The 14,334-nt window shown below is 69.0% G+C and carries 17 protein-coding genes; 7 read left to right on the top strand and 10 right to left on the bottom strand.

What is annotated here, in order from left to right:
- Nucleotides 1–20: 20 nt before the first annotated feature.
- On the bottom strand, nucleotides 21–323 hold the full coding sequence (locus tag QGN32_RS18120) for a hypothetical protein (protein WP_326545687.1): 303 nt from the start codon (nucleotides 321–323) through the stop codon (nucleotides 21–23).
- A gap of 64 nt (nucleotides 324–387) precedes the next feature.
- Between QGN32_RS18120 and QGN32_RS18115 the strand changes: the two genes are divergently transcribed.
- On the top strand, nucleotides 388–516 hold the full coding sequence (locus tag QGN32_RS18115; RefSeq protein WP_326545686.1) for an Rv1535 domain-containing protein: 129 nt from the start codon (nucleotides 388–390) through the stop codon (nucleotides 514–516).
- Here QGN32_RS18115 and QGN32_RS18110 read toward each other — a convergent pair.
- The 5 genes from QGN32_RS18110 to QGN32_RS18090 all read right to left on the bottom strand — a co-directional run bounded on the left by QGN32_RS18110 (nucleotide 471) and on the right by QGN32_RS18090 (nucleotide 7,847).
- Nucleotides 471–4,811 (bottom strand): cation-translocating P-type ATPase, encoded by a 4,341-nt coding sequence (locus QGN32_RS18110; protein WP_326545685.1) that lies wholly within the window; start codon nucleotides 4,809–4,811, stop codon nucleotides 471–473. The two genes, QGN32_RS18115 and QGN32_RS18110, sit on opposite strands and share 46 nt — an antisense overlap.
- A 1-nt stretch (nucleotide 4,812) precedes the next feature.
- Entirely contained in the window at nucleotides 4,813–5,349 is a 537-nt protein-coding gene (locus QGN32_RS18105; protein ID WP_326545684.1) for a NifU family protein, read from the bottom strand.
- A 10-nt stretch (nucleotides 5,350–5,359) separates the two neighbouring features.
- Complete coding sequence (gene feoB, locus QGN32_RS18100; RefSeq protein WP_326545683.1) at nucleotides 5,360–7,300, bottom strand: ferrous iron transporter B; 1,941 nt, start codon at nucleotides 7,298–7,300, stop codon at nucleotides 5,360–5,362.
- Nucleotides 7,297–7,548 carry a FeoA family protein gene (locus tag QGN32_RS18095; protein ID WP_326545682.1) on the bottom strand — a complete coding sequence of 84 codons (252 nt, stop codon included), beginning with the start codon at nucleotides 7,546–7,548 and terminating at the stop codon, nucleotides 7,297–7,299. The genes feoB and QGN32_RS18095 overlap by 4 nt, the downstream gene beginning before the upstream one ends.
- A 95-nt stretch (nucleotides 7,549–7,643) precedes the next feature.
- A complete protein-coding gene (locus tag QGN32_RS18090) occupies nucleotides 7,644–7,847 on the bottom strand; it encodes a hypothetical protein (RefSeq protein WP_326545681.1) in 204 nt (67 codons plus the stop codon).
- Between the two features lie 133 nt (nucleotides 7,848–7,980).
- Here QGN32_RS18090 and QGN32_RS18085 point away from each other — a divergent pair, with 133 nt between their 5' ends.
- The gene (locus QGN32_RS18085; protein WP_326545680.1) at nucleotides 7,981–8,151 is read left to right on the top strand and encodes a hypothetical protein; all 171 of its coding nucleotides are present in this window, start codon (nucleotides 7,981–7,983) and stop codon (nucleotides 8,149–8,151) included.
- A 409-nt stretch (nucleotides 8,152–8,560) separates the two neighbouring features.
- Here QGN32_RS18085 and QGN32_RS18075 read toward each other — a convergent pair whose 3' ends face one another.
- Entirely contained in the window at nucleotides 8,561–8,962 is a 402-nt protein-coding gene (locus QGN32_RS18075) for a (deoxy)nucleoside triphosphate pyrophosphohydrolase (protein ID WP_326545679.1), read from the bottom strand.
- Nucleotides 8,963–8,989: 27 nt separating this feature from the next.
- Between QGN32_RS18075 and QGN32_RS18070 the strand changes: the two genes are divergently transcribed.
- Nucleotides 8,990–9,274, top strand: a complete 285-nt coding sequence (locus QGN32_RS18070; RefSeq protein ID WP_326545678.1) for a 4a-hydroxytetrahydrobiopterin dehydratase — start codon at nucleotides 8,990–8,992, stop codon at nucleotides 9,272–9,274.
- Here the strand turns inward: QGN32_RS18070 and QGN32_RS18065 are convergent, their stop codons facing one another.
- On the bottom strand, nucleotides 9,275–10,468 hold the full coding sequence (locus tag QGN32_RS18065) for a mannosyltransferase (RefSeq protein WP_326545677.1): 1,194 nt from the start codon (nucleotides 10,466–10,468) through the stop codon (nucleotides 9,275–9,277).
- Nucleotides 10,469–10,646: 178 nt separating this feature from the next.
- Between QGN32_RS18065 and QGN32_RS18060 the strand changes: the two genes are divergently transcribed.
- On the top strand, nucleotides 10,647–11,177 hold the full coding sequence (locus QGN32_RS18060) for a hypothetical protein (RefSeq protein WP_326545676.1): 531 nt from the start codon (nucleotides 10,647–10,649) through the stop codon (nucleotides 11,175–11,177).
- A 65-nt stretch (nucleotides 11,178–11,242) separates the two neighbouring features.
- Complete coding sequence (locus QGN32_RS18055; RefSeq protein ID WP_326545675.1) at nucleotides 11,243–12,247, top strand: Rv1157c family protein; 1,005 nt, start codon at nucleotides 11,243–11,245, stop codon at nucleotides 12,245–12,247.
- Nucleotides 12,248–12,351: 104 nt separating this feature from the next.
- Here QGN32_RS18055 and QGN32_RS18050 read toward each other — a convergent pair whose 3' ends face one another.
- On the bottom strand, nucleotides 12,352–12,498 hold the full coding sequence (locus tag QGN32_RS18050; protein ID WP_326545674.1) for a DUF1059 domain-containing protein: 147 nt from the start codon (nucleotides 12,496–12,498) through the stop codon (nucleotides 12,352–12,354).
- Between the two features lie 47 nt (nucleotides 12,499–12,545).
- On the opposite strand from QGN32_RS18050, the gene QGN32_RS18045 reads away from it, so the two are divergent.
- A complete protein-coding gene (locus tag QGN32_RS18045; protein WP_326545673.1) occupies nucleotides 12,546–13,205 on the top strand; it encodes a nitroreductase family protein in 660 nt (219 codons plus the stop codon).
- A 95-nt stretch (nucleotides 13,206–13,300) separates the two neighbouring features.
- Nucleotides 13,301–13,690, top strand: a complete 390-nt coding sequence (locus QGN32_RS18040; protein WP_326545672.1) for a recombinase family protein — start codon at nucleotides 13,301–13,303, stop codon at nucleotides 13,688–13,690.
- Here the strand turns inward: QGN32_RS18040 and QGN32_RS18035 are convergent.
- Nucleotides 13,680–14,258 (bottom strand): HhH-GPD-type base excision DNA repair protein, encoded by a 579-nt coding sequence (locus QGN32_RS18035; protein ID WP_326545671.1) that lies wholly within the window; start codon nucleotides 14,256–14,258, stop codon nucleotides 13,680–13,682. The genes QGN32_RS18040 and QGN32_RS18035 overlap by 11 nt on opposite strands.
- Nucleotides 14,259–14,334: the final 76 nt, after the last annotated feature.

Genomic DNA, 14,334 nt, shown 5'->3' with positions numbered 1-14,334 from the left:
CGAGCTCGAGGGTCGTGCGATCAGCCGGTTTCCGCGGGCGCGAGGGCCTCTTCGGAATCGGCTTTCTGGTCGGCGGCGGCTTCCCGATGACCGACATTTCGCATGGCGACCGCATGTCCGACTCCGATGAGTAGCGCGACCGGCCAGTCGATCACCTGAGCCGCGGCCAACACGCCAAGTGCAGCGTAGAAGGCCAGCTGGTCTGGCCGCGGCACGCCCACCCGCCCGAGGACCGGGACTCGGACCGAGAACCGCTGACCCTCCTCGACCAGTTTCGACAGGTCACGGTGCTCCGCCACGAACGACCGTGCTGCATCCCACATCTCGCCTCCATCAAATCGGCGTGAACCGCTGACATTTTTATCTTGGTTGGTTAGCCTTACCTGCATGACTGATGTCTCGCGCTCGGTGGGGCCCGAAGCCTTGCTAGACGCCGGTGTCCGCTTACTGACGCCCCCTCTGCGCGAGATCTATGCGCTGCTCGTTCGCGTCGGCGTACTGACCATCGACGACTGAGAGACCTTCTCCCACACCTCGGGCAGCGACTGTATCGCTGCGGAGGCCCTGTCGGCCAGGTTCGGGGCGACCTTCGGAAGCGCACCGGCGATCGCGGCGGCGCCGGCCGCCTGTGCCCAACCGATGGGGCCGACCGGAGTGCAACCGAACACCTGGCTGACCCCCGGGGTGCTGATGATCGCGGCCATCCCGGCCAGCGTCCCGATATTGGTCAGCACCACCAGGCGCCCACGTGAATCGGTCAGTGTCTGACCCATCTGCGTCAGCACCAGCCCGATCAACCCCATCGTCGCCGCCCGGCGCGGCGTTCCGGTGGCGCGGCCGAACACCCAGGCCAGCGTCCCACCGGTCGCGGTGGAGGCGCCCCGAACCCAGATTGCTCGCCACAGCGCGGCCTCGTCGCGATCGGACATCTGTTCGCCGGTCTGCGGGCTCACCGCCAGCGCGGCCGCAGGCAACGCGTCGGTGAGCATGTTGATCAACAGGATCTGACGGGCATTGAGCGCGGGACGACCCATCACCAAAGTCGTGATCAAGGCAAAACTCAGCTCACCGATGTTGTGTCCCACCAGCATTGACACGGCGGACCGCACCCGTTGCCACAGTTGTTCGCCTTCGTCGAGAGCGTCGGTCAACGCACCGATGTCACCGCCGAGGAGCATCACGTCGGCCGCGGTACGGGCGGGATCGCTGCCCGCGGACACCACTCCCACACCCACTGTGGCCGCACGAATGGCGCCCGCGTCGTTGGCTCCGTCACCGACCATCGCCGTCACCAGGTCGGCCGCCTCGAGGGCCTGGACCACCTGAACCTTGTGTTCGGGCGCCATCCGGGCGAACACGCGATGGTTCCGTGCCGCCTCGACACGCGCTTCCGTGGTGAGCGACTCCCACTCCGGTCCCGTGATGACTTCGTCGGCGGTGACGGTCAGCCCGAGGTCGTTGGCCACCACTGCGGCGGTTACCGGATGATCTCCGGTGATCAGGCGCACGCCGATATTCCGTGCCTGCAACTGCTCTAACAGCGGGCGCGCACCGCTGCGGGGTGTGTCGGCGATCCCGACCACGCCCAGCGGGGTGAGGTCGGACCCGCACAGTTCGGCCAGCTTGGCTTGATCGGCCGCTGCTGCCGTGGCCTGCTCGGGGGACAGTTCACGCTCGCCGACCGCCAGTACCCGCAGACCGGCCGCGGTCATTTCCTCGATCAGCGCCGTCATCTCCTCGTGGGCCCCGGCCAGTGCGGCCGTCACCGCCTCCGGCGCCCCCTTGACCGACAGCCGGGTGCCGACCAGCGCGCCGGCGTAGGGCCGGTCGGACTGGAACGGCAGGCGGGCGTCGGTGTCCCCGGGGAAGACGTCGATCTCGGCCGCAGCCAGGCGCACGGCGTCGTCGGTGGCATGGTCGGACTGGTCGCTGGACGTGGGCCGCACGGTGCGCACCGCGGCGGCGAGCACCCTGCCGGCGTCGACACCCGCGAGGGGCCGGACCGTTTTCACCTGCAACCGGTTCTCGCTCAGCGTGCCGGTCTTGTCGAAGCACACCACGTCGAGGCGGGCGAATGCCTCGACCGCCCGCGGATTACGGATCAGGACGGATGACCTGGTGAGCTCGCGGGCCGCAGCGAGCTGGGCCAGCGTGGCGACGAGCGGCAGGCCTTCAGGTACGGCGGCCACCGCGATCGCGACGCCGCCGGCCACCGCCTCCCGCAGCGGGGTGCCCCGCAGCAAGCTGAGCAGGCCGACCGTCCCGCCGCCGGTGATGCTCCACGGCAACGCCCGGCCGGTGATGTGCGCCAACTGGGCGTGCAGCCCCACCTTGCGTGACTTGCGTCCGGTCATCGCCGCCACCCGGTTCATCTGTGTGCCGGCGCCGACCGAGGTCACGATGCCGGTGACGCGGCCGGAGAGCAGGGTGGTGCCCGCGTAGAGCATGCTGACACGTTCGGCCAGTGGAGCCCCGGGGGCGGGTTCAGCGGTCTTCGCGACGGGCAGCGACTCGCCGGTCAGCGACGATTCGTCGGCCTCCGCGGCGTCGGCGACGATCACCCGGACATCGGCGGGGATGACCTCCCCCGCTTTGACGCGGATCAGGTCACCCGGTACCAGGGCTCCGGCGGGCACGTCTTCGTACCGCTCCCCGGATGCCGGGCCGACAAGTCGTCGGGCCAGCGGATCCTGTACAGCCAGCAGCCGATCGAGCACGCGCTCGGCGTGCAGCGACTGTTGGGCGGATATCGTCGTGTTCGACAGCAACACGCCGGCCACCAACGCAGCGTCCAGTGGTGAACCGAGCAATGCGCTCGCGGCAGCGCCCGTGGCGAGGAACGGCGTCATGGGATCGGACAGGTCCTCCCGGATGGCGTCGAGCAGATCGGCGAGCATTCGCCACGACCGCGAGACCGCTGCGATGATCGGCTGCAGCGGACCCGTCGCATCACTCTCCGTGCGTGCGGAGCCGTCGAGATGTTCCCGGGGCAGCAGCCGCCGCACTTCCTCGACCGGCAACGCGTGCCACTCGTGCCCGGGTTCGGGATGCGGCAGTCGCTCACCGAAGACCCCGTCACCGATGCGGTAGCCGGTCCACAGCGCAGCGAGCGCGGCGAGGTTGCCGGCCGCCGGCCCGTTGCCGACGACATCTGGCATCAACATCAGCGCACCGAGCACCGAGGAGCTTGCCGACACCTCGATGCCCTTGGCGGTGGCATGACGTGCGGCGGGCAACGCGTGCAGCATCCGCCAGACCCCGGCGAGGTCAGGCAGCAGCACGTCCGCCGCCCACGGCGGAGGGTAACCGTTACACCAAACGCCAACTGTCACATCGGCTTCGGCTGCAGCGCGCCCAGCGCCCGCCGTCACCAGCATCACTTGGGCATCGCTGCTCCGCAGCGCCGCCACCGTTTCGGCGAGCGCGTCGTCGACCGTTCCGGTGGCCGGTCGCAACTCGTCGAAGCCCTGACCCAGCGAGCGCAGGCCCTCGTCGTCCAGCGACACCACCCGGGCGCCGGCCCGGCGCGCCTCGGTGACAACCGCCGATGCGAGCGGATCACGGATGGCGCTCACCAGCGCCTCCCCGTCGTCGCCCGCGTCCGCGATGCCGGCCAGCCTGTGCCAGCCTGGCGCCAACCGGCCGTCATCGAGCGCCGCTAGCGCCGCCTCCCAGGCCGTGGCGCGGCTCGCGTTCTCGACGCCGCGGACGCGGGTGACGGTCAGCTCATCGGTGTAGAGCACGCGCGGATCGATCACGACGGTGTCGATCCGGTCCAGTCGGCGCAGCGCGGCCGGGCGGAGCACCAGTCCGTGGTGGCGGGCCGTCAGACCGCGACCCAACGCGCATGCGAAGGACTCCTTGACGCTGCGCACCGGTCGCGCGGCGGCAACGAGTGCTGCGTCGCCGGCCGCGCGGACGCTTCGGGTGGTCAGGCCGATCACCGCGGACGCACCGGCACCGACCGCAGCGGCGCGATCGGCGTACCGCTCACCGGCACCGTAGGCGGACTCGTCGATTCGGCGGGGCACGTCGCCGGGGTCACCGGACGACTTGATCGCCTGTTCGGTCAGGCCGGGTTCGAGCCGGCGCCAGCTGCGTCGACCGTTGACCGTCTCGGCAGCCAGCATGGCACGGGTGACCGCCTGGCCGAGCACCGCAGCCGGCGAGGCGCTCAGCACTGAGGTGCCGGTGCTGACCAGTGCGATCGCCAACTCGGCGCCGTCGCGACCGAGATAGCGCTCGAGGTGCCCGCGCAGCCGGGGGACGTTCTCGAACCAGACGACGGGGACGGACAGCGCGCGGGTGAGCCCGCCGAGGCGCAATCCGGCGGCGACGGCGGCGGGGCCGATCCCGGCCGCGGCGACTCCGGCGGCAAGCAGCCTGGCGGCCAGCAGTTCGTCGTCGCCCGGCAGCGAGACGGGTGAGCACGGGGTGGCGGAGCGGCGTGCCCGCGTCTCGGCCTCGTCCACGACGCGGCCCAATTCGGTGCAGTCCGGGCCGCCAGGGCGGACGGTCACCACTACCCGGGAGCTCGCCACGTTCAACATCGCGGTGTCGACGCCGGGCGCCGAGCGCAGCGCGGCGAGCACCTCGGCGCCGATACGTTGCGCGTCTTCACCGTCGAGCCCGCGGATCTCGATCCAGCGGCCATCCCCATTGGAACTGGTGCGGCGCGCCGGTCGACCGGCGACCGCCTCGAGCACCACTCCCGCGGCAGTGCGGGTCATCGCCCCCACGCCGGCCTCCACCGCGGCCGCCCCGCCGGCCGCGGCGCGAACGGCCTGAAGCGGAAGTCCCAGCAGTCCCATCTCACTGCCCTCTTCTGTTGCCGGAGATCTTGAGCCACAGGCGCCGCTTCTGCGTGGTGCGGACCTCGCGGATCTGCGGATATTGCGCCTGAACTGCGCGTGCGATCAGAATTCTCAGCGTGCGCCCGCGCAGCGTGCATCCCGCGCAGGCACCGCCGAAGTCGACGGTGACCACGCCGTCGCTCACCGACTCGACGGTGACGCTGCCGCCGTGCGAACCGGCCACCGGCATCACCTCGCGCTCGATGATCTCCGCGACCTTGCGTCGTATGTCGTCAGACTGCTCGTCTGCGCCGCCGGAGCTGGACAGCGCCTCCAGCAGCGCCGAGCGCACCCGGGGGCCGTCGACCGGCCAGGAACGGTCGTCGCCCAGGCATGTGTGCACCTCGCCTGGCAAGACCTGAACCTGCTCCAGCGTCCCGTCCGCGATCAACGCGGCCAGTTCGGGACAGTTCGCCGACAGCTGGCGACCTCCGGTGACCCACCGGATCAGGCGGGGGTCCGAGGTGCCCTCGGGATGCAGCGTCGGCATCGACATGTCGGACCCCTCAGCCCGTCAGCCAGATGGTGATGTGGCGGGCGAGCAACGCCGCCACCCACGCCAGCACGAACATATAGGTCCACGCCACCACGGGCCATTTCCACGAATTGGTCTCGCGGCGGATCGTGGCCACCGTGGACATGCACAGCAACGCATAGACGAAGAACACCAGCAGCGCGACGGTGGTGGGGACGGTGAACAGTAGCTCGCCTTGGTGCGGGCCGGACATGAACACCGCTGTCTGCACCGCGTCGGTGGGGCTTTCCGGGTCGGCGGCGGCGAAGATCTGCCCCATCGTCGCGACGAACACCTCGCGGGCCGCGATCGCTCCGATCAGCCCAACGCAGATGCGCCAGTCGAAGCCCAGCGGCGCGAACAGCGGCTCGATGAATTTTCCGAGTGCCGCGGCGTAGGAGTTGTCGACCACGAAGGCGGCCGCCGCCGAACTGTCCATGCCCGCGATCTCGGCAGTGCGTAGTGGCAGATTCAGCAGCAGCCACAGCACGATCGAGGTGGCCAGGATGATGGTTCCGGCCTTGCGCAAGAAGGCTTTTGCCGAGTCCCACATCGTCAGCACCACGGACTTGATGGACGGGAACCGGTAGGGCGGCATCTCCATGTAGAAGGGCAGCAGGTCGCCACCGAGCACCACCGACTTGAACAGCCACGCGGTGAACATCGCCGAGGCACCGCCGAGCACGTAGAGCCCGAACATTGCCAAGCCCTGCACCGACAGTGGGCCGACCCGTGCGTCGGCGTCGACGAGCAGCCCGATCAGCAATATGTAGACGGGAAGCCGCGCTGAGCAGGTCATCAGCGGCGCCGCCATCGAGGTGGCGATCCGGTCCCGCGACGACGGCAGGGTTCGGGTAGCCATGATGCCGGGGACCGCACAGGCCACCGAGGACAGCATCGCGACGAACGCGCGGCCCTCCAAGCCGGTGGTGGCCATGATGCGGTCGACCAGGAACGCCGCCCGCGCCATATAGCCGACGTTCTCCAGCAGCGCGATCAGCAGGAACATCAGCATGATCTGCGGAATGAACACCAGCACCGCGCCGACACCGCCGATGATGCCGCCGCTCACCAGCCCGGACAGCGTGGCGTTTGGGATGACGTCACCGGCCACCGGACCGAGCCAGCTGAAGAACTGCTCGATGAGATCTTGAAGTGGCGCCGCAACGGTGAAGATCACCTGGAACAGCAGGAACATCACGGCGACGAAGATCAGCGAGCCGAACACCGGATGTAGCAACACTCGGTCGATGTGGGCGCTGCGACGGTCGGGTTCGGGCAGCCGATATCGTCCTGCGTGCAGCACGGACGCCACCCAGCTGTTGAACTCGGCGTCGTCGCGCGGCGGCGGGATGGGGGCGCGGCCCCAGTTGTGCGGGGACGCCAGTAGCGCGCGCAGCGGTTCGAAACCCTTGCCGCGGCTGCCGATGACGCCGACGACGGGGATGCCGAGCGCCGCGGCGAACCGGTCGACGTCGAGATGGCCGCCGCGCGCGGCCAGTTCATCGGTCATGGTGAGGATCACCATGGTCGGTTTGCCGAGCGCCAACACCTGCGCCACCAGCGACAGTGATCGCTCCAGCACGGTGACGTCCACCACGACCGCCATGGCATCGGGAGCGGTTATGCCCGGTAGCCGGCCGTGCAGCACGTCGGCGACGACCTTCTCGTCCGGGCTGACCGGGTGCAGGCTGTAGGCGCCCGGGAGGTCTTCGACGGTGAACTTGTGGACGCCGTGCTCCTCGCACCGGAAGCGTCCGGTTCCCAGGTACCGGGCGACGGTGACGCCGGGATAGTTTCCGGTGCGGGCGCGCAGTCCGGTGAGGTGGTTGAACACACTCGTTTTTCCGGCGTTCGGGCTGCCCACCAGGGCGATGCGGACCTGGTCTGAATCGGCGACGGTGCCGCTGTCCTGGTGACAGGCGGCGGTCATGACGGGTCGGACACCTTGATATACGCGGCCTCGTGCCGGCGAAGGCACGTGTCGTAGCCGAGCAGCCGATAGACGGACGGGTCTCCCAGCGGCGCGGTGCGCAACTTGGAGACGGTGGTCCCGGCCCGGAAGCCGAGATGGCGCAGCCGCTGCGCCACGTCGTGCGGCGCCACGGAGTCGAGGCCCACGATTTCGGCTACCGTACCGATCGCCAGGTCAGCCAGCGTGCGCGACGTGTCTACGCTCATCGAATCCCCGTCCTCGATTTGCGCTGGCCGCGCGAGCCCAGCTTTGGACAGCCAAACCTAAGCGATCTTACCGCGAACACCGCGACGTGCGGTGTTCAGGGATGAGCAGCGGTCGATGGCGAGGGATTGAGGTGATATGCGGGAGGGGTGTCATCGGGCCCGTCGACGCGTCCGATCGCGGCCACTGCCACCAGCACCAGCAGCGAGATGACCGCCAGCCCGACGACGGATGCCGCCGCGACTGTGAACAACCTGCGCCGTGCCCGGGGCTCGGGGCGGCCCCGGCGGTCGTCGGTCACGGCCGTCGATACTACGCTCGCGGTGCCCGTCCGCGGCCGGGCACGGTATCGGCTCTAACCGCTTGTGCCACGATGGCGCCAGCGCGCCCTCACGCCGATATCGTCATCGAATTCGAAGCGAGGATCCGGTCACTTGAAGCCGAGCAAGCTGGCCGACGTCAAGCCGAAGAAGAAGTGCTGCCGCAGCAAACCCCGGTGTAAGCGCTGCCCCGTCGTCGTGCACCGGGTGCGCAAGGCCGAACGCAACGGCATCCGGGGCAAGGATCTGGCGAAGGTGTACAAGCGCGCTCGGCGGACCCGCTAGGTCGTCCGTCCTGACTGGGTCCGCCTTCGAAAATTCACAGCGCCTCTGCAGGTTGACCGATTTACCGTCGACTACACGTCAACAGGGAGGGGAAAGTGATGGCGGTTTACGAAGTCTCCACCGTGCCTTTGATCGCCCTGCTGGCGGCGGCTGCGACCACGGCGATCTACCTCGGATTGCTCAATTGGATGGGTGTTTTCCACGTCGTGCGATGCGTGCACTGTCATTATCTGACGTTCTCGTGGACCAACCGATCGCTACGCCAACGCCTGGAAGCCCTACCGGGAGTGGCGAGAATCCTGCGCCCACTGCCCCCACCCCGTGCTGTTGCATCCGATCTGCGCGGCGCACCACCATCCGGCGGTTCGGGTGGACGACGACCGACTTCGCTACTCAACGAGGGTTGCGCCTACCCGCCGAGCGCGCGCCTCAGCTCGCCCAACCAGGCCCGATCGGCGGGCACCCAGGTCAGGTCGTCGAGTTCGGCCTCAGTGATCCAGCGCAGCGCGCGATGGTCGTTCGGGTGCAAGGTCCCGCCGGTCTGGGTGACAAGGTAGGCGCGCAAGACCGTAGTCGGATCAAGCGCGACGTCCTCTCCGAGCCGTACGCCGACGCTCACCGCGACGCCGAGTTCCTCGTGCAGTTCACGGGCCAGGGCGGCTTCGTCCGTCTCGCCGGCCGCCACCTTGCCGCCGGGCAACTCCCACAGGCCGGCGAGATCCGCGGGCCGGTCGCGCTGGGCGACGAGCAGCGAGGACCCGGAGATCAGGGCACCCGCGACGACGATCTGGTTCGACGGCTGGTTCGACATTGCGGCTGACGGTATACGGTCGAAGACATGGCTGTGTTAACGGACGAACAAGTGGACGCGGCACTGCCCGGACTGCCCGGCTGGGAGCGCGCCGACGGGGCCCTGCGCCGCTCGGTCAAGTTCCCGGCGTTCCTCGACGGCATCGATGCGGTCCGCCGGGTCGGCGCGCACGCCGAGGCCAAGGACCACCATCCCGATATCGACATCCGCTGGCGCACAGTGACTTTCGCATTGGTAACGCATTCCGAGGGCGGTATCACGGACAAAGACGTGGAGATGGCCAGCGACATCAACGGGATTATCGACCAGTAGCTAGGCCGAATCGTCGGAGTCCTCAACGCGGCTGGCGCCGCTTGATCGTCGTCCGACAGCGATCCACGCCAACGTCGCAAGCGTCGCGACGATGTAGATCAGCCCGGCCCACGCCAGGTACCACGGCCGGGAGATCACCCAGATCGTCGGCTGCGCGAAACTCAGTAGCCACGGCACGCCGATCAGGGTCAACGTCAGCCAACCCCAGCCCAGCACCCGCGCGCCCACCCGGGCGCGCAGCGGCCCGTGCAGCAACCAGATCATCAACGGGATCAACCACACCCAGTGATGCGTCCACGAGATCGGTGACAGCAACAGGCCGAACAACTGTACGACCACGATCGCACCCAGTCGGTCCGAAGCGCCGCCGATCGCCCGCCACGCCAGCACCGCCAACACCGCCGTCACCGCGATACCGGCCAACACCGCCGGCCCGTAACCGGCGTCGTGCCCAAGGATCCGGGATATCCCCCCGCGCCACGACTGGTTGAACGATGTCCCGACCGGGCCGACTCGGTCGGCGTCACCGAGCAGTTCGGTGAAGTAGCGCCGCGTCTGGTCACCGACCACCAGGGCCGAAACACCCACCGTGGCGAAGAAAACGACCGCCGAGAACGCTGCCGCACCCCATCGCCGCGCGCCCAGGAAGTAGAGCCCGGAAATCGCCGGCGTCAGCTTCACTCCAGCCGCGAGTCCCACCAACAGGCCGGATAGCCACCACCGCTTGCTGTACACCGCGTACAGGACAGCCAGCACCAGCAAGACGTTGATCTGGCCGTAGTCGAACGTGCTGCGCAGCGGTTCGATCCAGATGCCAACCGCCGTCCACAGCATCGCGACCCGCCGATCGCCGGCGCCCAAGAGCCGCTGGCTGATCCGCACCACGCCGTACAGCGCGGCGACGATCCCGAGTTGCCACAGCAGCGCGACGAATCCGAACGGCAGCAGATGCAGCGGATAGAACACCACGGCGGCGAACGGTGGATACGTGAACGGCAGTGGGAAGTCCGGCGTCTGGTCGGCGTAGACGTAGTCGTAGAGCGTGCCTGGCTGGTCCAGTGCGCCGGCACCACCTACATAGACGTGCAGGTCGACGAAGTTCGCACCGTTGGGCAGCAGATATGTCCACGCGAGTCGGGCCGCGATGCTGATCGCCAGCAGCACAGGTGCCACCGCGGCCAGTCGGGCGGGCATCCGCGGCGCTGACGGGGCGGCGCTGGTCGAGGTGTCTATCCGCCCGACTCTATCGGCCGGTCACCGAAACCCCTCGCTTGCGTAACGGTTGAGTCACTGCCACACGTGTCACTTGAGTCACACCAGTAACTCCGTAGCTTCGGGCGAAGGCGTGCCGACACAACCGATTGGGAGAACCATGCACAGCACCGGAAAACTGTTCGCTACCACCATGATTGCCGCCGCGGGAGCGGTCTCGGCCGCAGTGGCATTGAGCGCCACCGCGTCCGCCCAACCCGCGGCTCCGGCGCCGGCGCCGAGCGTGCCCGGCCTGCCGATCATCCAGCAGCTGGCGTCGAATCCGGCCGCAGCGACGCAGTTGATCCAGGGTTTCACGTCGTTGCTCGGTAATGCGCAGGCTCCGGTTGCGCCGGCCGCAACGCCTCCGTCGGCGACCGCTACGGTCACCCTGCCGCAGCCGCCGGCGACCCTGCCGGGGATGCCGCCGGCGGCGGCCACGCCCGCGGCCGCGCCGGGCAACCCGGCGGGCAACCTGCTGTCGAACCTGCCGACCGGCCTGGCCTCGTTGCTGCCGCAGGGAACGCCGTTGACCGGCCTCCTGCCCGCCGCGGCGTCGGCTGCCACACCGGCAGCGCCCGCTCCGTCCGCTCCCGCCGCAGCCGGAGCCGGTATGGCGCCGCTGCTGATGCCGCTGTCGGCACTTCCGTGATCACCGCGGCGACGCGGAACACTCACCGGCCGACACGACCACTACAACCATGTTCTGAGGGAGCCATGTCAGCTCGAAGGATGTTCGCCACCGTCGCCGTCGCGATCGGCTCATCGGCCACGCTGCTCGTCAGCGGCGTGGTCGGTGTGGCCGGCGCGGAACCCCCGCCACCACCGCCGATCGACGGGGCGCAGGCCCCCGGCCTGTCGGCGGTCCAGGGCATCAGCCCGGCGATCCAGCAGGCCGCCGCCGATCCGACCAATGCCGCGTCGACGTTGATGGCGGCTGCCGCGGTGTTCGCCGGTGACGCGATCGCGCCCGCCGACTCACGAAATGTCGCCGCCGCGGTCAACCAGTTCGTCGCGCACAATCCCGCACCGGGCGCGGTGCCGGGCGAGCAGGCACACCTGCCCGCGGGTATCGACCCGGCGCATGCCGTCGGACCGGTGACGGAAGCATTGCCTGCACCCGCGCCGGCCCCCGAGGCCGCGCCCGCGCCTGCACCCGCGCCGGCCCCCGAGGCCGCGCCCGCGCCTGCACCCGCGCCGGCCCCCGAGGCCGCACCCGCGCCTGCACCCGTGCCGGCCCCCGAGGCCGTCCCCGTTGCAGCCCCTGCCCCACCGGCGCCCGACGCCGCGCCCGGTCCGGCCTTCGGCCCGGATGCGCCGCCCACACAGGACTTCCTGTACCCGTCGATCAGCAACGGCTGCCTCGCGGACGGCGGAAACGTGCTCGCCACGGCGATCTCGGTGGCGGGACCCGCGAAGATTCCGACGCCGGGCCCCGGACCCGGCCAGACGGCCTACGTGTTCACCGCGGTCGGCACCCCGGGCCCCGCCGCCGAGCAGAAGCTGCCGCTCAACGTCACCTGGGTCAACCTGACCACCGGCAAGTCGGGCAGCGCCACGCTCACGCCGCGGTCGGACATCAATCCCGAAGGGCCGACCACGTTGACGGCGATCGCCGACACCGGATCGGGCAGCATCCTCTCGACGATTTTCGGGCAGGTCACGACCACCGAACGGCAGTGTCAGTTCATGCCGACCATCGGCTCAACGGTCGTTCCGTAACGTCGCGCCCTCTCCGCGAGCGACCGCGTTTGCGCCACGACACGCCGCCGCGGCATGTGCAAACGTGGTCGCTCGCCAGCTTGCGCATGGGCGCACGTCGGGGATCAGTAGGCCATGAAGAGGATCGCGTCCCGGTCGTACTCGCGGCCGGGATGCTTCTCGGAGAGGTGCGCCTGGGCCTTCTCGACCAGGTCCTCCTCGTCCTTACCGACGATCGCTTCGCCACACGGGCAGTTCAAATGCGTCTTCATATCCCCACCTTCGCATAGGTCGGCGCGAACAGGCCCAAGATATAGCCATGGATCTCTATGACGTCATGCGCACGACGGCCGCGGTGCGCGAGTACACCGGCGACCCGCTGCCCGACGACGTCCTCGAGCGCATTCTGGACAACGCCCGCTTCGCGCCCAGCGGCGGCAACCGTCAGGGCAACCGAGTCGTCGCCGTCCGCGATCCGCGCACGCGCGAGGCGCTGATCGAATGCGCGGTACCCGGGACCAAGCGCTACATCGCACAACTGCGCAGCGGCGAAAGTCCGTGGAATCCCTTGCATCCGTGCGGGGTCGACGAACAGACGATCGCGGCGGTCCACGTCCCCGACCGGTCACCACTACGCTCTGCCGAGGTGGTGCTCGTGGTCTGCGTCGACCTGGGTGTCGTGGCGGCGTTCGATCAGCACCTCGACCGAGTCGGCCTGATCTCGGGCGCCTCCATTTATCCGTTCGTGTGGAACATCCTGCTGGCCGCGCGCAACGAGGGCTACGGCGGCGTGCTCACCACGGCCGCGGTCGCCGACGAGCCCCGCGTCCGGGAACTGCTCGGCATCCCCGGCAACTACGCGGTCGCTGCCCTGCTTCCGCTCGGCAAGCCGGTTCGCCAGCCGAGGAAGCTGACCCGCAGGCCCGTCGCCCAGATCGCCACCAAGGAACGCTTCGACGGCGACCCGCTCGGCATCTGACGCAGGTTGACGCCCGGTAACAGTTCGGTCGGCAACGAGACTCGATGTGGCGGTGCCGGTTCCGCGCAGCCCACATTTCGTGGGACCTTGGGCAGGTGACCTGCATGCTGGGCTACGCCACAGCCAGCACCGCCGAGCAGGGCCTCGAGGGTCAGCTCGCGGCGCTCAACGCTGCGGGCGTCGACCCTCGACGAGTATTCACCGACCGGCTCCCCGAATCCGCCGACCGTATCGGTGCGGGGCTGCACGCAATGCTGAGCTATGCCCGCTCGGGGGATACCGTCATCGTCGTCGCGCTCGACCGACTCGGCCGCACCGGCACCGAGATCACCCGCACCATCGCCGAACTCTGCGACCGCGGCCTTCGGCTCCGCACCCTGAAAGAAGGCCTTGACACCGGATCCTCGACCGGACGCGTCGTCGCCGCAGTCATCAAGACGCTGGCCCGCTTGGACTCCGAGGACTCCGCTGTCGCTACCCCTTAGCAGCCTTTGCGGCCGCTTTCGCCTGCTTCCTGTACGAGCGCACCTTCTCCAGCGAACCGGCATCGACGACGTCCGCCACCGACAGAAACGACCCGGCCTTGCCGTAATCGCCGGCAGCCTTCCGCCAGCCTTGCGGACTCACTCCGTACTGCTTGCCCAGCAGCGCCAGGAAGATCTTCGCCTTCTGCTCGCCGAACCCGGGAAGGGCTTTGAGCCGCCGCAACACCTCCGCACCGTCCGGGTCACCCGCGGTCCACAACGCGGCGGCATCGGCGTCGTAGCGGTCGACGATCAGCTGAGCCAGTGCCTGGACGCGCTTGGCCATAGAGCCCGGAAAACGGTGAATGGCCGGTGTTTTCGAGCACAGCTCGATGAACTTCTCGGGATCGTAGTCGCCGATTTCACGGACGTCGAAGCCGCCGAGACGGTCGGCGATCTTCTTCGGCCCGGCAAACGCCGCCTCCATCGGGTACTGCTGATCGAGCAGCATCCCGGTCAACAGCGCGAACGGATTGGATTCCAGCAGCTCGTCGGCCGCGGGATCTTGAACTAGCTGCAGTCTCGGCACGCCGCCAGTCTAGGATGATCGCAGGCCTCGACGCCGAAGCCGACTGCTACCTCAGGCGGTGGACTGGACGCATCCC

The organism is Mycolicibacterium sp. ND9-15 (genome assembly GCF_035918395.1).
Lineage (GTDB): Bacteria > Actinomycetota > Actinomycetes > Mycobacteriales > Mycobacteriaceae > Mycobacterium.
The sequence above is the reverse complement of the archived record's forward strand: the minus strand, read 5'-3'. Positions and strand labels throughout refer to the sequence as shown.